16 protein-coding genes and 1 pseudogene are annotated in these 17,381 nt (G+C 60.7%); 5 read left to right on the forward strand and 12 right to left on the reverse strand.

Annotated features, from left to right (window positions below; all coding sequences use genetic code 11):
* Positions 1 to 73, reverse strand: a pseudogene (locus AC09SL_RS23690) (carbon starvation CstA family protein); the annotation flags it as partial.
* A 158-nt stretch (positions 74 to 231) separates the two neighbouring features.
* Here AC09SL_RS23690 and AC09SL_RS23695 point away from each other — a divergent pair.
* Entirely contained in the window at positions 232 to 588 is a 357-nt protein-coding gene (locus AC09SL_RS23695) for a PilZ domain-containing protein (protein WP_058544500.1), read from the forward strand.
* Between the two features lie 141 nt (positions 589 to 729).
* On the opposite strand, the gene radA is transcribed toward AC09SL_RS23695, so the two are convergent.
* From radA to katB, 3 genes are all read right to left on the reverse strand, one after another.
* A complete protein-coding gene (radA, locus tag AC09SL_RS23700; protein ID WP_030140305.1) occupies positions 730 to 2,097 on the reverse strand; it encodes a DNA repair protein RadA in 1,368 nt (455 codons plus the stop codon).
* A gap of 43 nt (positions 2,098 to 2,140) precedes the next feature.
* Complete coding sequence (locus tag AC09SL_RS23705) at positions 2,141 to 2,689, reverse strand: ankyrin repeat domain-containing protein (protein WP_058542553.1); 549 nt, start codon at positions 2,687 to 2,689, stop codon at positions 2,141 to 2,143.
* A 152-nt stretch (positions 2,690 to 2,841) separates the two neighbouring features.
* Entirely contained in the window at positions 2,842 to 4,383 is a 1,542-nt protein-coding gene (katB, locus tag AC09SL_RS23710; protein WP_058542552.1) for a catalase KatB, read from the reverse strand.
* 282 nt (positions 4,384 to 4,665) lie between these two features.
* Here katB and mscL point away from each other — a divergent pair, with 282 nt between their 5' ends.
* Entirely contained in the window at positions 4,666 to 5,079 is a 414-nt protein-coding gene (gene mscL / locus AC09SL_RS23715; RefSeq protein WP_058542551.1) for a large-conductance mechanosensitive channel protein MscL, read from the forward strand.
* 248 nt (positions 5,080 to 5,327) lie between these two features.
* Here mscL and AC09SL_RS23720 read toward each other — a convergent pair whose 3' ends face one another.
* Entirely contained in the window at positions 5,328 to 6,104 is a 777-nt protein-coding gene (locus tag AC09SL_RS23720; protein WP_058542550.1) for a ferredoxin--NADP reductase, read from the reverse strand.
* A gap of 290 nt (positions 6,105 to 6,394) precedes the next feature.
* Between AC09SL_RS23720 and AC09SL_RS23725 the strand changes: the two genes are divergently transcribed.
* Positions 6,395 to 7,108 (forward strand): autoinducer binding domain-containing protein, encoded by a 714-nt coding sequence (locus AC09SL_RS23725; RefSeq protein ID WP_058542549.1) that lies wholly within the window; start codon positions 6,395 to 6,397, stop codon positions 7,106 to 7,108.
* 182 nt (positions 7,109 to 7,290) lie between these two features.
* Positions 7,291 to 8,430 carry a methyltransferase gene (locus AC09SL_RS23730; RefSeq protein WP_058542548.1) on the forward strand — a complete coding sequence of 380 codons (1,140 nt, stop codon included), beginning with the start codon at positions 7,291 to 7,293 and terminating at the stop codon, positions 8,428 to 8,430.
* A gap of 41 nt (positions 8,431 to 8,471) precedes the next feature.
* On the opposite strand, the gene AC09SL_RS23735 is transcribed toward AC09SL_RS23730, so the two are convergent.
* From AC09SL_RS23735 to AC09SL_RS23745, 3 genes are read right to left on the reverse strand one after another with little or no spacing between them, the layout of a single operon-like run.
* Complete coding sequence (locus AC09SL_RS23735; protein ID WP_064503198.1) at positions 8,472 to 8,636, reverse strand: DUF2474 domain-containing protein; 165 nt, start codon at positions 8,634 to 8,636, stop codon at positions 8,472 to 8,474.
* An 11-nt stretch (positions 8,637 to 8,647) separates the two neighbouring features.
* Positions 8,648 to 9,655 carry a cytochrome d ubiquinol oxidase subunit II gene (cydB, locus tag AC09SL_RS23740; RefSeq protein WP_058542547.1) on the reverse strand — a complete coding sequence of 336 codons (1,008 nt, stop codon included), beginning with the start codon at positions 9,653 to 9,655 and terminating at the stop codon, positions 8,648 to 8,650.
* 3 nt (positions 9,656 to 9,658) lie between these two features.
* On the reverse strand, positions 9,659 to 11,095 hold the full coding sequence (locus AC09SL_RS23745; protein ID WP_058542546.1) for a cytochrome ubiquinol oxidase subunit I: 1,437 nt from the start codon (positions 11,093 to 11,095) through the stop codon (positions 9,659 to 9,661).
* 483 nt (positions 11,096 to 11,578) lie between these two features.
* Here AC09SL_RS23745 and AC09SL_RS23750 point away from each other — a divergent pair, with 483 nt between their 5' ends.
* Positions 11,579 to 12,817, forward strand: a complete 1,239-nt coding sequence (locus AC09SL_RS23750; protein ID WP_058543635.1) for an MFS transporter — start codon at positions 11,579 to 11,581, stop codon at positions 12,815 to 12,817.
* Here the strand turns inward: AC09SL_RS23750 and AC09SL_RS23755 are convergent.
* The 4 genes from AC09SL_RS23755 to AC09SL_RS23770 form a co-directional block, all read right to left on the reverse strand.
* The gene (locus AC09SL_RS23755; protein WP_064107078.1) at positions 12,814 to 15,015 is read right to left on the reverse strand and encodes a xanthine dehydrogenase family protein molybdopterin-binding subunit; all 2,202 of its coding nucleotides are present in this window, start codon (positions 15,013 to 15,015) and stop codon (positions 12,814 to 12,816) included. The genes AC09SL_RS23750 and AC09SL_RS23755 overlap by 4 nt on opposite strands.
* Positions 15,015 to 16,016 (reverse strand): FAD binding domain-containing protein, encoded by a 1,002-nt coding sequence (locus AC09SL_RS23760; protein WP_058543677.1) that lies wholly within the window; start codon positions 16,014 to 16,016, stop codon positions 15,015 to 15,017. The genes AC09SL_RS23755 and AC09SL_RS23760 overlap by 1 nt, the downstream gene beginning before the upstream one ends.
* Positions 16,013 to 16,537 (reverse strand): (2Fe-2S)-binding protein, encoded by a 525-nt coding sequence (locus AC09SL_RS23765; protein WP_057451874.1) that lies wholly within the window; start codon positions 16,535 to 16,537, stop codon positions 16,013 to 16,015. The genes AC09SL_RS23760 and AC09SL_RS23765 overlap by 4 nt, the downstream gene beginning before the upstream one ends.
* A gap of 207 nt (positions 16,538 to 16,744) precedes the next feature.
* On the reverse strand, positions 16,745 to 17,311 hold the full coding sequence (locus tag AC09SL_RS23770) for a DJ-1 family glyoxalase III (protein WP_058543678.1): 567 nt from the start codon (positions 17,309 to 17,311) through the stop codon (positions 16,745 to 16,747).
* Positions 17,312 to 17,381: the final 70 nt, after the last annotated feature.

Raw genomic sequence — 17,381 nt, forward strand, 5'->3', positions numbered from 1 at the left:
CCAGGGCGCACGCTCCCAGGACGGCCAGCAGTAGCCAGGGTAGATGGCGTAGCAGGCTATTGTTGTTTTTCATTTTTATATTCCAGCCAGGGTGGACAAGAAAGATAGCCACTGGAGTCTAGCCTTAACCCGGACAAAGGCCATACTCGACATTTGTCTCTGTGTTGCCGAACGGTGACGATGCTCGCTCAGTTGGGTCTATAGTCAGTGAATCTCCAGAGGGAACACGTAATGAGCGAACGTCGCCGCTTCGTACGAATAGAATTCCATGCCAAGACCGAGCTGATCCAGGCTCCATTCAAATGGCCGGTTGAACTGCTGGACCTGTCCCTCAAGGGGCTGCTGATCAAAAAACCCGAGCCCTGGCTGGGCAATCCCGAGAAAACCTTTATCGCCGACATTCACCTGAGCAATGAGGTGGAAGTGAAGATGGAAGTTCGCCTGGCCCACGACGACCACGGCCACCTGGGCTTCGTCTGCGAGCATATCGACCTGGATTCCATCGCCCATCTGCGCCGGCTGGTGGAGCTGAACCTGGCCGATCATGATGAGCTGGAGCGGGAATTGGCGGCGTTGATCCAGATTTGAGCTACCCCGCCTCTTTGGCGAGGGGTTCCATGTGGGAGCAAGGCTTGCCCGCGATGGCTGCGATGCGGTCCTTCAAAATCGAGTCGCCTGCATCGCGAGCAAGCTTTGCTCCCACATACATTCCTTGCGCAATTGCCAGCGCTATTCGAACAACGCATCCAGCGCCTGTTCCAGGCGCGTCACGGCAATGATCTGCAACCCCGCCGGCGCTTCCTTCGGCGCATTGCCCTTGGGCACGATGGCGCGTTTGAAGCCATGCTTGGCCGCTTCCTTGAGCCGCTCCTGGCCACTGGGCACCGGCCGCACTTCCCCCGACAGCCCCACTTCGCCGAACACCAACAGATCGTGGGGCAACGGCCGGTTGCGCAGGCTGGACATGACCGCGGCCATCAACGCCAGGTCGGATGCGGTTTCCAGCACCTTGACCCCGCCCACGACGTTGAGGAAAACATCCTGGTCGTGCGTCGGAATCCCGCCGTGTCGATGCAACACCGCCAGCAACATGGCCAACCGATTCTGATCCAGGCCCAGGGTGACCCGGCGCGGGTTCGCCAGATGGCTGTCGTCCACCAGCGCTTGCACTTCGACCAACATCGGCCGGGTGCCTTCCCATGTTGCCATGACCACGCTGCCGGGGACTTCTTCCTGGGCACGCGTCAGAAAGATCGCCGAAGGGTTTGAGACTTCTTTCAAGCCTCTGTCGGTCATGCCGAACACACCCAACTCGTTGACGGCGCCAAAGCGGTTCTTCACCGCCCGCAGCAAACGCAGGCGTCCGTCGGATTCGCCCTCGAAATACAACACCGTATCGACCATGTGTTCCAGCACCCGCGGCCCCGCCAGTGCGCCCTCCTTGGTGACGTGGCCCACCAGGAAAATCGCCGTGCCACTCTGCTTGGCGTAGCGCACCAGCAACGCCGCGCTTTCGCGCACCTGGGACACGCCGCCCGGGGCCGATTGCAGCTGTTCGGTGAAAATGGTCTGGATCGAGTCGATCACCATCACCTTGGGTTTTTCCAGGCGCGCCGTGGCGATGATGGTCTCGATGCAGGTTTCGGTCATGACCCGCAACTGGTCCTGGGGCAAGCCCAGGCGTCGGGCGCGCATGGCGACTTGCTGCTGGGACTCTTCGCCAGTGACATACAGTGCCGGCATGCGGGTGGCGAGGTTGCACAAGGTTTGCAACAAGATGGTGGATTTGCCGATGCCCGGATCGCCGCCGATCAGCACCACCGAACCGTCCACCAGGCCGCCGCCCAGCACGCGGTCCAGCTCACCGGAGGCGGTGGAGAAACGCGGAATTTCTTCAACGCTGACTTCGGCCAGGGTCTTGATCTGCGCCTGCTGACCAGCCCAGCCCGTGCGACCGGTGGGTGCCGCCGCTCCGCCGCTTTCCACCATGGTTTCAGTCAGGGTGTTCCAGGCCCCGCATTCGCTGCACTGGCCGGCCCATTTGGGAAAGGTCGAGCCGCACTCGGTGCAGCCGTACATGCGCTTTGCCTTGGCCATCTGAACTCCGGGATAAAAACCGCGATGATAGCCCAGCCAAGGTTCACTGAGGGGCCGGCATTCTGATTTCACCCTTGGCCAGATCCACCGCGGTGTTGCCCAACGGGTCCTGGGCCTGCAGATCGGCGCCCTTGGCCTTCAAGGCATCGAGCAATTCATCACGTTTGAACAGACCGGCGTACATCGCCGCGGTCTGTCCGGCACCATTGCGTTGGTCCGGGCTGCAATCGGTGGACAACAAACGCCGCGCAATCTGCACTTCGCCCTTGAAAATGGCGCCCATCAACGCCGTGTTACCGCGTTTGTCCTGGGCACAGGCATCGGCGCCGGCGGCCAGCAGCCGCTCCACCGCCGGGCCGTGGCCGTGATAGGCCGCCAGAATCAACGCGGTGTAGCCTTTCTCATCCCGGGTATCGAGCGAATAACCGGCCTCGATAAAGGTCTCGAGCATCGGCATATCGCCGCGGCGAGCGGCGTCGAAGTAATAGTTGTGCAACTGTTCTTGTACGGCGGCCGGTTCGGTGGGTATTGGCTGATCGGCCAGTACGCTCAGTGACCAGGTCGCGAACATCGATAAAAGAAATCTGCGCATCATGACGTCTCCTCTGGCAGATGACTGTGGGGGCATGGTTGTGGGAGCAAGGCTTGCCCGCGATGCCGACAACTCGGTCTGGTTTCAGTCCCCAGCACCTGTCTCGCGAGCAAGCTTTGCTCCCACAGGTCATGCCCCTGCCCGGCGGTGGATCAGTCGGTCAGTTTTTCCGCCAGGGCCTTGACCCGGGCCAAGTCGCCTTTGGCGACACGGGCCACGCCAGTGCCGTACTCGGGGTCAGCCTTGTAGAGGAACGACAGGATGATGTGCTTGCTCTCGTCATCGGTGGTCGCCAGAGAGCCGCCGAAGCTGTCGATCAGGTCATCGCGCTCTTTCTTGCTGAATGAACGATACAAATCACCAGCCTGCTTGAAGTTCTGCTCACGCTGGATCTTCGCCTGCTGAGTGCTACCGCTCAGCGCGGCCTGGCTGTAGCGTGCCGCTTGTGGTTCTTCACGCGACATCAGGCGACTCGGCTGATAATTCACCCCGGTGCTGGTGCTGCCTGGGTTCATCGCACCGTCCTGGTTACCGTTGTTCACCGCCACCTTGGGGGCGTTGATCGGCAATTGCAGGGCATTGGCGCCTATCCGGTACATCTGCGTGTCAGCGTAGGAAAATACTCGCCCCTGGAGCAAACGATCCTCGGAAGGTTCGATACCCGGTACAAGATTGGCCGGCGCCATGGCCACCTGCTCGGTTTCCTGGAAGACATTCGCCGGGTTGCGGTTCAAGACCATTTGCCCGACTTTTCGCTCAGGCACGCCCGGCCATATTTTGGTCGCATCCAGTGGGTCGAAGTCGAACTTGGCAAGGTCCTGTGGATCGAGTACCTGGACGTACAAGTCCCACTTCGGGAAGTCGCCCTTATCAATATGACTCACCAGATCATTTGTCATATGGCTGTAATCTTGACCCTGAACTTTCATAACTTCTTTCGGATCGAGATTTTTCAAGCCCTGCAAACTTTTCCAATGAAACTTAACGTAATGAACTTCACCCTTGGCGTTAACCAGTTTGTAGGCATGCACACCATTACCGTCCATCTCACGATAACTGGCCGGTGTCCCGGAGTTGGAATACAACTCGGTCAGGGTACGGGTCGATTCTGGAACATGGGAGAAGAAATCGAATCGGCGTGAATCATCGTCCAGATTAGTCCGTGGGTCAGGTTTGAAGGCGTGGACCATGTCTGGAAACTTGATGGCGTCGCGGATGAAGAAGGTCGGGAAGTTGTTACCTACCAAGTCCCAATTACCGTCGGCGGTGTAGAACTTCGTGGCGAAACCACGGGGGTCGCGCAGGGTTTCCGGCGAATGATTGCCGTGCACCACGGCAGAAAAACGCACGAACACTGGCGTGACCTGGCCTGCGGCAAAGACCTTGGCCTTGGTCAGGTCGCTGAGATCGTCGGAAACCGTGAAGGTGCCGTGGGCGCCGGTGCCGCGGGCATGCACCACGCGCTCGGGGATGCGTTCACGGTCAAAGCGCTGGAGCTTCTGGATCAACTGCACGTCTTGCAACAGGGTCGGGCCGTTGGGGCCTGCCGTTTGCGAGTTCTGGTTGTCGCCGACAGCCGCACCGTTGTCCCGGGTCAGGGTGGCCGCGTTGACAGACAAGGACAAAAGGCTCGCGGTCAGCACAAAAAAAGCGCGGCAATGGGAATAAGCCCCGTGGCCAAGGGAAGTGTTCATAGGCGTGTTCCTCTGATGTTATAGAGCGCATCCATGTGCGCCATCCAGAGGCTAGTGCTCGAAAAAGGAAAACCTAAATAGAAATACCGTACCGCGCCGATAGAAAAAACGTTGAGGGGCGCCAGGCTGAAACCGCGTATCACGCGCGATTGATGGCACTTTGAAAACTTTTCACCCGGGACCGGGTCGATAACTGAAGCTTTGTAAGCTGGCGTTTCGAGCAGGACTCGTTGGGCTGATTTACACTGCCACTCATCTTTCATCTGTCACAAGGAATAGCTCATGGGCGTGCTAAGCGAGTTCAAGGCCTTCGCGGTCAAAGGCAATGTCGTCGACATGGCCGTCGGGATCATCATCGGTGCCGCTTTCGGCAAAATCGTTTCGTCATTCGTTGGCGATGTGATCATGCCCCCCCTCGGCCTGCTGATCGGTGGGGTGGACTTCAGTGACCTGGCCATCACCCTCAAGGCCGCCCAGGGTGATGCGCCCGCCGTGCTCCTGGCCTACGGTAAATTCATCCAGAGCACCATCGACTTCATCATCGTGGCGTTTGCCATTTTCATGGGCGTCAAGGCCATCAACCGCCTCAAGCGCGAAGAAGCCGTAGCCCCCAGCGCGCCTCCGGTTCCAACCAAGGAAGAACTGCTGCTCAGTGAGATTCGCGATCTGCTCAAGGCCCAGAACGAGCGGCCCTGAGGCAGTCAGTCACTGACACCTCTTGCTCCCGCCGGGTGTAGGAGCTGCCGCAGGCTGCGATCTTTTGATCTTGATCTTGATCTTGATCTTGATCTTGATCTTGATCTTTCGCTTGAGATTCAAGCGCCAGGGGAAAGATCGCAGCCTCGTTGCACTCGACAGCTCCTACACAGCTCCTACACAGCTCCTAGACCGCTCCTAGACCGCTCCTACACTGCGCCTACATGCATGGGGCAACCCGTCTTTTCCTACCAGTAGTTTTCCACCGCCACCTGGCCTGGCCGGCGGGTCAGGCTCAGTTGTAGCCCTCTGGCCTTGAGCAACTTGCGCGTGTCATCGATCATTTGCGGATTGCCGCACAGCATCACTCGCGAATGTTCCGGCGTCAGTGCCACGCCAGCTGCCCGCTCCAGCTCGCCATTTTCGATCAGCGTGGTGATGCGCCCACTGAGCGCCCCCGGATGCTGCTCACGGGTGACGGTCGCAATGAAACGGAACTTATGAGCGTACTCGGCCAGGTAGTCGCGCTGGGGCAGTTCCTTGATCAGCTCCTGATACGCCAGTTCCCGCGCCTCGCGCACGCTATATACCAGGATGATCCGCTCGAATTTTTCCCAGGCCTCAAAATCCTGGAGGATGGAAAGAAACGGCGCCACACCTGTTCCCGTAGACAACAGCCACAAATCCCGACCATCGACAAAGCGATCCAGTGTCAGATAGCCGAAAGCCTGACGATCGACCAACAGTTCGTCACCTGGCTGCAGGCGGCTAAGCTCACTGGTGAACTCGCCATCGGGAACCACGATGGAAAAGAACTCGAGGAACTCGTCGAACGGCGAAGACACCATGGAATACGCCCGCCAGACGGTGGTCCCGTCCGCCTTGACGACCCCCAGCCGGGCAAACTGACCGGCCCGGAAGCGAAAGCCGCGGTCCCGGGTCACGCGCAAAGTAAACAAATGAGGCGTCAACGGCTGGACATCGAGCAGGGTTTGGCGGGTGAACTTCTCTGCGCTATCGGTCATGAGTCACTCCAATGGGTCGAGACTTGCAGTGTCCCGCAAAGCGAGCGTCTTCACCACCGATGACGAATAATGGCACTTTGACCGCAAACCGCGCTTGCTCAATAAAAACTTTTTCCTAACTTATACAAACTGCAAAATTCTGTAAAAAAATCGACTAAAAAAACTTATTTGCTTAAACATTTCAACTGTAAGAAAACAAAAAAATCTCACTACAAAGTAAGAAAAGTCCTACACTAAAATTTCGCATTACGGATTGGATCCACAAGGATTAATCAACCCAGGAGACAGCGATGGACAAGTGGAAAGACTTGACACTGAGAAAGTTATCCTGTGAAAAAGACCTTCAGACGGCCTATCGTCTGGTACTTAATTTCTTTAACAATCAAGGATTTGAATATTGCGCATTCGCAGCCTATCTCGGAAATCCCGACAAGCACACCAGCAAGGTGAGCCTCAATAACTACCCTTATGGATGGGATAGACTTTATGAACAAAATGGTTATGTCTCGAACGACCCCTTAGTAGCACATTGCAATCAATCATCGCTTCCAATCCTGTGGAATGAGACTGTCTTTGCCCAGGCCCCCAAGTTGTGGCGAGAACTTAATAGACAGGGACTCAAGCACGGCTGGACCCAGTCCGTTCATGACGAACAAGGGATGCAGTGCAGTCTGTTCAGTCTCGCACGAACCCATTGTCCCATCGATATCGAGGAGCACTATGCAAATCTCGGCTACGCCATTTTTGCCAGTCAGCGGCTGCATGCACTTGCCAGCAAAAAACTGTCCGACGCCATCGTGGTCAAGCAGAACTATCACTTGTCACCGAGAGAAATCGAAGTGCTGAGATGGTCTGCCGAAGGCAAGACGGCGTCGGAAGTGGGCAGGATTCTCTGTCTTTCCGAACGGACCGTGAATTTCCATGTGTGCAGTTGCATGCGAAAACTGAACGTCAGCAATAAAATTTCAGCGGTGGCAAAAGCCGCCCAGATCCATGTGATCTGAACAGTGGAGTGACAGTGCCGGGCAAAAAAACCCGCGAGTAATGTGCAACAAAAAAACGTACCATTTACGGCTCCACTTGGATGATGCCGCTTCTTGCACGCGACGCAGTTCATTCAGGCGGTCCCGCACAGACACCTACCTCCAGGCAGCGGGACATTCGTTGATCTCCAGAGTCCCCAGCCATGCCCCTGCTCGACAGTCCCTTCGCCCAACTCGACCTGATCCGCCAACCCGAACAGCAGAACGAACCGCTGCAAGCCTTCGATGCGGCCGATGAATACCTGCTCGCGTACCTGGCCGAACAACAGCCGAGCGTGCAGACTCGGGTCCTGGTGCTCAATGACGGCTTTGGCGCCCTGGCGGCCAGCCTGGCGGGCAACGTCCTGGTGACCAGCAGCGGCGATTCCTTCCTGGCATTGCAGGCGCTGGAGAAAAACCTGGTGCGCAACGGCCGCCCCTTCGATGCGGTGCCGACATTGCCTGCCAGCGAACCGCTGACTGGCCCGTTCGATCGCGTCCTGGTCAAAGTTCCGAAAACCCTGGCCTTGCTGGAAGAACAACTGATTCGCCTGCAAGGCCAACTCGCGCCAGGCGCCCAAGTGATTGCCGGGGCCATGATCAAGCACCTGCCCCGGGCCGCTGGCGATTTGTTGGAGCGGTATATCGGCCCGGTGCAGGCCTCCCTGGCGGTGAAAAAAGCGCGGCTGTTGATTGCCACGCCACAAGCCAGTTCCTCACAAAGCAGTGCACCGACCGTATCGCCCTATCCCACGCGCTACTGGCTGGACGAGCCGAAGATCGAACTGCTCAACCATGCCAATGTGTTCTGCCGCGAAGGCCTGGACATCGGCACCCGCGCGTTCCTGCCACATCTGCCGAAAAACCTCGGGACGGCCCGGGTCGCGGACCTGGGATGCGGCAACGGCGTGCTGGCCATCGCCAGTGCCCTGCAAAACCCCGAGGCCCTCTACACCCTGGTGGACGAGTCCTATATGGCCGTGCAATCGGCCGCCGAGAATTGGCGTGCGGCCCTGGGCGAACGCGAAGTGATCATCCGAGCCGGTGATGGCCTGGCTGGGCAAGAGGCGCAGTCACTGGACGTGGTGTTGTGCAATCCGCCCTTCCACCAGCAGCAGGTGGTGGGCGATTTCCTCGCCTGGCGGATGTTCCAGCAGGCTCGCGAAGCGCTGGTGGTAGGCGGCGCGTTGTACATCGTCGGCAACCGGCACCTGGGTTACCACAGCAAATTGGCGCGGCTGTTCCGCGGCGTCGAGCAAGTGGCCGCCACACCGAAATTCGTGATCCTCAAGGCCCGCAAGTAAAGGGTCCTTTGTGGGAGCAAACGCTTGCTCCCACAAAAATTTCAGTGAGTGGTCAGGCCTGCGGCATTCATGAACATCCGCATCAGGCTGGCGACGATGAACAGCGCCAGCACACTGCCGGTCCAGATCAGCGCCAGCCAGCCGAGCCGCTGCCAGAGTGGCTTGCGTTCGGCGGCCTCGATGTCTTTCAAGTCAGGTTTGGCCATGCTCGACGCCCTCAATGGTAGCCGTCGTCGTGGGTCACCTTGCCGCGGAACACGTAGTAGCTCCAGAAGGTGTACACCAGGATCAACGGGATGATGAACAGCGTGCCCACCAGCATGAAGCCCTGGCTCTGGGGCGGTGACGAGGCGTCCCAGATCGAGATGGACGGCGGCACGATGTTCGGCCACAGGCTGATGCCCAAGCCGCTGTAGCCGAGGAAGATCAGTACCAGGGTCAGGATGAAGGGCGTGTAGTTGGCATTGCGTGCCACCGCGCGGAACAAACCGTACATGGTCACCAGCACCAGGATCGGCACCGGCAAGAACCAGAACAGATTCGGCAAGGTGAACCAGCGGGCCGCGATGTCCGCATGGGCCAGTGGTGTCCAGATGCTGACGATGCCGATCACCGCCAGCACCACGATCGCCAGCGGCCGGGCCAGGTCATGCATCTGCTCTTGCAACTTGCCCTCGGTCTTCATGATCAGCCAGGTGCAACCGAGCAGCGCGTAGGCGGCGATCAACGCCAGGCCACAGAACATGGTGAATGGCGTGAACCAGTCCAAGGAACCGCCGGCGAACTGGCGGTTGACCACCTCGAAGCCGTCGATGAACGCTCCCAGCGCCACGCCCTGGAAGAAGGTGGCCGTCAGCGAACCGCCAATGAATGCCTTGTCCCAGAGATGACGCTTCTCAGCCTTGGCCTTGAAGCGGAACTCAAAGGCCACGCCGCGGAAGATCAAGCCGATGAGCATCAGGATCAACGGCAGGTACAGCGCCGAGAGCACCACCGAATAAGCCAGCGGAAACGCCCCGAACAACCCGGCACCGCCCAGCACCAGCCAGGTTTCGTTACCGTCCCAGACCGGTGCCACGGTGTTCATCATCACGTCGCGGTCGCGCTCGCCCTTGATGAAGGGGAAGAGAATGCCGATCCCCAGGTCGAAGCCGTCCATGACCACATACATCATGATGCCGAAGATGATGACCACGGCCCAGATCAGCGGAAGATCAATACCCATGATTCAATTCCCCTTGTTCGAGCGTTCGTTATGGTCCATATCGTCGCCGTCGTCGGCGGCCGACAATGGCCGGGCCGGCGTACGTTTCTGGCCCGGGCCACCATCGCTCGGCTCGGTTTCGTGGGCCTCCGGCCCCTTGCGCACCAGACGCATCATGTAGCTCAGGCCGGCGCCGAACAGCGCGAAATACACCACGACGAACAGCACCAGGGTAATGCTCATCTGGGCGAAGCTGTGGCCGGACGAAGCATCGGCCGTGCGCATCAGCCCATAGACCACCCACGGCTGGCGACCGATTTCCGTGGTAAACCAGCCGGCCAGGATCGCGACCAGTCCGGACGGCCCCATCCACAGCACCATGTAGAGGAACGGCCGGGATTGATAGATCCGATCGTTGCGGCGCAGCCACAGGCTGCACAGCCCGGTGAAAATCATCAGCAACCCGAGGCCGACCATGACCCGGAACGACCAGAACACAATGGTCGAGTTCGGTCGGTCCTCAGGCGGGAACTCCTTGAGGGCCGGCACCTGCTTGTCCAGGCTGTGGGTCAGGATCAGGCTGCCCAGGTAAGGAATTTCCACGGCGTATTTGGTCTTTTCCGCCTTCATGTCGGGCCAGCCGAACAGGATCAGCGGGGTCGGTTCATTGCCGACGTTTTCCCAGTGGCCCTCGATGGCGGCGATTTTCGCCGGTTGATGCTTGAGGGTGTTCAGGCCATGGAAGTCGCCAATGACCGCCTGTATCGGCGCCACCAGCAAGGCCATCCACATCGCCATCGACAGCATCCGGCGGATGGCCGGGTTGTCGCGACCGCGCAGCAAATGCCAGGCCGCCGACGAGCCGACGAAAAACGCCGTGGCGACAAACGCTGCCGTGGACATGTGCAGCAATCGATAAGGAAACGAAGGGTTGAACACCACCGCCAGCCAGTCCACCGGGATCACCCGGCCGTCGATGATTTCGTAACCCTGGGGGGTTTGCATCCAGCTGTTGGAGGACAGGATCCAGAAGGTCGAGATCAGGGTGCCGATCGCCACCATGACCGTGGAAAAGAAATGCAGGCCGCGACCGACGCGATTCCAGCCGAACAGCATCACACCCAGGAAACCGGCCTCGAGGAAAAACGCCGTGAGCACCTCGTAGGTCAGCAACGGCCCGGTCACCGCACCAGCGAAGTCCGAGAAACGGCTCCAGTTGGTCCCGAACTGATAGGCCATGACCAACCCGGACACCACCCCCATGCCGAAGTTGACGGCAAATATCTTCGACCAGAAGTGGTACAGGTCGCGGTAGGTGTCATCGCGGGTCTTGAGCCACAAGCCTTCGAGTACCGCCAGGTAACTCGCCAGGCCAATGGTGATGGCCGGGAACAGGATGTGGAACGAGATGGTGAACGCGAACTGGATTCGGGCGAGATCGAGCGCCTCCAAACCGAACATAAGTCTTCCTCTGTCAGGTAAAACCGGCTGCGGGTGGGGCCTGCATCACAATCCCCAGGGATATGGAGTGCGATGCTTTTCAAATCGTTCTTTTTATAACCGTCACAACGCAGGACTCTGGCCGGATGGCCGCCAGCCCAACGCCCCGAAAGGTATTGACCTGGATCAAGCAATGCTCAAAGAGTAGCCGCATTCTCGTCGATGAACGGCGTGGTCGTTTGTCGCGTGACAGGTTGTCTCAGTGCTGACTGAGGCGAGGGGATATGTGGGAGCAAGGCTTGCCCGCGATGAAGGCGATGCGGTCTTTCAGAAATCGAGTCGCGTCCATCGCGGGCAAGCCTTGCTCCCACAGATAAATCCCCTCGCCACAAAAACGGTGCGATGTGAAAGATCGATGCTTGGCTAACTATTTTTCCCGACACCGCAACTTCCAGCTACAGCTCGGTGATAATCTCGATGCCTTCATCACCGGACCCGTCATAGATGCCCAGCCAAGCGCCGCTGCTGCTCCGTCACCACCGTCCCTTCATCGCCTTCTGGCTGGCCCGGATATTCACCGCCAGCGGTTTCCAGATGCTCACCGTGGCCATCGGCTGGAACCTCTATCAACTGACCGGCAACGTCCTGGACCTCGGCCTGGTGGGGTTGGTCGAGTTTGCCCCGCGCGTGCTGTTCATGCTCCACACCGGGCATGTGGCCGACCGCTATGACCGCCGTAAAGTCGCGGCCATCTGCCAGTCATTGCAGGCGATGATTGCCCTGGCGCTGGTGATCGGCAGCGCCACCGACCATGTCACGCGGGAGATGATCTTCATCCTCGCCTTCCTGCTGGGCGCCGCCCGCTCCTTCGAAATGCCGACCACCCAGGCGCTGCTGCCGAGCATCGTGCCGGCCGGCCTGTTTCCCCGTGCCGTGGCCGCCGCGCAATCGGCCCAACAGTCGGCCACCATCGTCGCCCCGGCGCTCGGCGGCTTGCTCTACGCCTTCGGCAGCGTCTGGGTCTATGGGCCGACCGTAGTGCTTTACCTCATTGCCTGCTGCCTGATGCTCAACCTACCCGCCCGGCAGACGCCGCTGAACAAAGGCAAGGCGACGCTGGATTCGCTGCTGGCCGGGATTCGCTTCATTCGCAGCCGCCCGGACATTCTCGGGGCGATTTCCCTGGACCTGTTCGCGGTGTTGCTCGGCGGCGCGACGGCGCTGCTGCCGGTGTTTGCCAAGGACATCCTGCTCACCGGTCCCTGGGGCCTGGGCCTGTTGCGGTCGGCGCCGGCGGTCGGGGCCTTGCTGATGTCGCTGTGGCTGGCGCGGTTTGCCGTGGAGCGCAAGGTCGGCCGGGTGATGTTCACCGCGGTGGGCGTGTTCGGCGTCGCCACCATTGCGTTCGGCCTTTCCACCTCGTTCTGGTTTTCCCTGGCGGTGCTGGTGGTGCTGGGCGCGGCGGACATGATCAGCATGGTGATCCGCGCCTCCTTCGTGCAACTGGAAACACCCGATGAAATGCGCGGCCGGGTCAGCGCGGTGAACGGGCTGTTCATCGGCGCCTCGAACCAGTTGGGCGAGTTCGAGTCCGGCCTCACTGCCCACTGGTTCGGCACCGTACCGGCGGTGGTCATGGGCGGCATCGGTACGCTGCTGGTGACCGGGGTCTGGATCAAATTGTTCCCGACCCTGGCCAACCGCGACCGAATGCACGAAGCAATGGATGAAGCCAAAGCCTAGAGCAACTTGTCGAGGGTGATGGGCAAGTCCCGCACCCGCTTGCCGGTGGCATGGTAAATCGCATTGGCCACCGCCGCTGCCACCCCGACGACGCCGATTTCACCCACGCCCTTGGACCCGAGCGCATTGACGATCTCGTCATGTTCTTCGACGAAAATCACCTCGATGTCACCGATGTCGGCGTTGACCGGCATGTGATACTCGGCCAGGTTGTGGTTCATGTGGCGACCCAAGGCGTGGTCCGTCAGGGTTTCTTCGTGCAAGGCCATGCCGACGCCCCACACCACGCCACCGAGAATCTGGCTGCGGGCGGTTTTCGGGTTGACGACCCGGCCAGCGGCGATGGCGCTGACCACGCGATTGACCTTCACCGTGCCCAGGTCTTCGTCCACCAGCACTTCGACGAACACCGCCGAGTGAGTGGCCGTGGCGCAGGCCTGGCGTTTTGCGTCCGGCTCGGCGGTGACCTGGGCCTGCAACGGCGTCTCGCCGCTTTTCTGCGCCAGCTGCGCCAATGCAACACTCGCTTCGCCCAGCAGCAGCTGACCATCGACAAACATCACTTGCTCAAGGGTCGCGCCGCTGAAGGCCGGACACGCCTGACGGGCCACGGCCAGGAGTTTTTCCTTCAGCGCTTCACAGGCCTGCTGCACGGCGGTGCCCACCGACGAGACAGTGAACGAGCCGCCCTGCAGCGGCGCGGTGGGCAGCGACGAATCCCCCAGGACAAACGTAACGTCCCCAAGGGAAACGCCTGACGCCTCGGCGGCGATCTGGGTCATGACCGTGTAGGTCCCGGTGCCGATGTCAGTGGTGGCGCTGCTGACGGTCAGCTTGCCATGGGTATCCAGCGACGCCCTGGCGCTAGCCTTCTGCTGCATGGCCTCCCACACGCCGCCGGCCATGCCCCAGCCCACCAGTTGCCGGCCTTCACGCATGCTGCGCGGTTCCGGGTTGCGCTTGTCCCAGCCGAAACGACGGGCACCTTGGGCATAGCACTCACGCAACTCCTTGCTGGAATACGGCTTGCCTTCGTTCTCGTTGCGTTCGGCGTAGTTGATCAAGCGCAATTGCACCGGATCGATCGCCAGGGCACAGGCCAGTTCATCCATGGCGCACTCCAGGCCAATCAAACCAAGGGCGGCACCGGGTGCGCGCATGTCCAAAGGCGTGTAGACGTCCAGGGGCACCAGTTTGTAGGTCAACTCGACGTTGTCGCAGTGATAGAGCATGCCGCTCCACTCCACCACATGCTCGGTGAAATCCTCGAAACGCGAGGTCTGGCCGACGGCGGTGTGCGCCACGGCCAGCAGGCGACCGTTGGCCGCTGCCCCCAGTTGCACGCGCTGGAGGGTTCGCGGCCGATAGCCAAAGGTAAACATCTGCTGGCGCGTCAGGCTGACCCGCACCGAGCGTTTGAGGGCCAGTGCCGCCATCACGGCCAATGGCAATTGATATTGCGGGCGCAGCCCGGAACCGAAGGCGCCGCCGACAAACGCGGCAAACACTCGCACTTGCTCTTTTTCGAGCCCGAAGACTTTTTGCACATAGGCCTGGCCGTTTTGCGTGCCTTGGGTCTTGTCGTGGATGTGCAGGCTGCCGTCAGGCTGATACAGCACGGTGGAGGCGTGCGGCTCCATCGGGTTGTGGTGTTCAATCGGCGTGCTATAGGACACGTCCACGCTGAGCGCGGAGCTGGCGTACTCGCCCTGAAAATTCCCACGGGGCTTGGGTAATTCTGCCGGTGCCGGATGGGCGTCGTTTTGCAGGGTTATCAGATCGGTCTGATGATCCTCGGCCGCGTATTCGATGTCTATCAACGAACCGGCATACCGGGCCAACTCAAGATTTTCCGCCACCACCAAGGCCAGTGGCTGACCGTTGTAGAGCACCTGATCGTCGTATAGGGGACGGAACGGTGAGCCGTCCGCCGCATCGGCATCCTGGTAGGGCTCGTCGTAGCTGGCGATCCTCGGCCGGTTGGTGTGGTCGATGACCGCGACCACGCCAGGCAGCGCCAGGGCGCGGGCAGCATCGATGCGCAGCACACGGCCACGGGCGATAGTGCCGGACACGACGCTGCCGTGCAGCAGGCCGTCCTCGGGGTATTCAGCGGCGTAACGGGCCTGGCCCGTCACCTTGAGCAGGCCATCGACCCGGTCGAGTGGTTGCCCTATGGATTTGCTCGGAGCGTTCATCAGGCTTGTCCTCCCTGCGGTGCGCCACCCAACGCGGCATCGCTCAAGGCGCGGACAATTGCCCGGCGCGCCAATCGGACCTTGAAGCCGTTGTGCGCCAACGGCTCGGCGTGTTGCAGCAATGCATCGGCGGCGACGGTGAAAGTTTCGCGACTGACGGTCTGTCCGACCAGCCAGCTCTCCACGGCCCGGTCGCGCCACGGTTTGTGCGCCACGCCCCCCAGGGCCAGGCGCGCTCGGCGAATCACCGGCCCATCCAGTTCCAGCGCCGCCGCCACCGAGACCAGCGCGAAGGCGTAGGAGGCGCGGTCACGGATCTTCAGGTAGTGGCTATGGTCGGCAAAACCGGCGGCAGGCAACTCGATGGCGGTGATCAACTCATCGTCAGCCAGTTGATTATCGCGCTCCGGGGCGTCGCCGGGCAGGCGGTGGAAGTCGGCGAACTCGATGGTCCGCGCCCCGCCCCGCCCCAGGACATGGACCACCGCCTCCAGGGCCGCCAGGGCCACGCACATGTCGGAGGGATGGGTGGCGACACATTGATCGCTGGCACCGAAAATCGCGTGGATCCGGTTCAGACCGTTCCGGGCCGGACAACCGCTGCCGGGTCGACGCTTGTTGCACGGTACGCTCGCGTCATAGAAGTAATAGCAGCGAGTACGTTGCAACAGGTTGCCGCCGGTGCTGGCCATGTTGCGCAGTTGCGGCGAGGCGCCCGCCAGGATGGCCTGGGCCAGCAGCGGATAACGGCGCTCGATCCACGGGTGCCAGGCCAGGTCGGCATTGCTCACCAAGGCCCCGATCATCACCCCACCGGAAGGGGTTTCACTGAGGTCCGCCAGGGGCAACCCGGTAATGTCGATCAGGTGCTCGGGGCGGGTGAGGTTTTCCTTCATCAGGTCCAGCAGGTTGGTGCCGCCGGCGATGAAGCGGGAAACCGGGCTCGACAAGTCGACGGCCGCCTGCACGGTGTCGGGCTTGCTGTACTGGAAGGGATTCATTGATCACCTCCCGGTTGCCGGCAGAGCGGCAATGCCTCTTCGATGGCATCACAAATATGGGTGTAGGCCCCGCAGCGGCACAGGTTGCCGCTCATCAGTTCACTGATTTGCGCGCGAGTTTGCGCCCTGCCCTCGTTGGCCAGCCCCACCGCAGAACAGATCTGCCCTGGCGTGCAGTAACCGCACTGGAACGCGTCATGGGTGATGAACGCCTGCTGCATGGGATGCAATGCGTCATCACCGGCCAGGCCTTCGATGGTGGTCAATTCGGCGCCGTCGCACATCACCGCCAGGGTCAGGCAGGCATTGATCCGCTTGCCATCGCGCAGCACCGTACAGGCGCCGCACTGGCCGTGGTCGCAGCCTTTCTTGCTGCCCACCAGGTCCAGTTGCTCACGCAGCAAGTCCAGCAATGTGGTCCAGGCCAGCACTTGCAACTCACGCACCTGGCCATTGAGAGTCAGGCGGATCGGATGACGGACGAAGGACGCCGGCGTCGCTTCGGACAGGGTCGCGCTCATGGAACACCTCACGGTTGGTCGTACTCGCGGCGTTTTGGGAAACCGCCGTCATAAGGGGTACGACTTCAGGGTGAGGCGAAGCGTTCAAGGCAAATGATTGACGTTGGAAGCCAGCGCCTTCAGTGGGTCCGCTCGCATCAAGGTTGAATGCGCTGACGCCATCGCGAGCAAGCGCCCTCGCCACAGACCGATGCCCGCTGAAGAATGTCAGGCCAGCAATTCCGCCGCCAACACGCCTCTCACGCCCTTGCCACTGAGTTGTTCCACCAGCGTCAAGGCAAACGCCAGGGCGGCGGCCGAACCCTGGGCCGTGATGCAGTTGCCATCCACCACCACGGGTTGATCCACGAAGCTGCAACCGGACAGTTGCTGGCTCACCGCCGGCAGGCAGGTCATGCGCCGCTGGCGCAGGACGCCGAATGCCTGCAGCGCCAGGGCCGGGGCTTCGGCGATGGCGGCGAAAAACCGTCCGGTGGCGGCCTGGCCCTTGATCAGTTGTTGCAGCGGCTGATGGGCAGCCAAGTGTTGGGCGCCGATGATGCCGCCCGGCAGGACGACCAGGTCGAAGTCCTGCACGAGCACGTCCACCAGCATGCCATCGGCCGTCAGGCGCGTGCCGCGGGCGCAGGTGAGCATCCGCCGCCCTTCGATGCTCGCCACCACGGTTTCGATCTGCGCTCGACGCAGCACATCGATCAGGGTGACCGTCTGCAAATCGTCGACACCCTCGGCGACGACAATCAGGGCTCGGGGGATCTTGGTTCCAGGAATCATGGGCGCTCTCCGCTGGGTGATGCTTGTAGTGTAGGAGCTGCCGAAGGCTGCGATCTTTTGATATGCGCTT

It is taken from the genome of Pseudomonas sp. PF05, assembly GCF_056521845.1.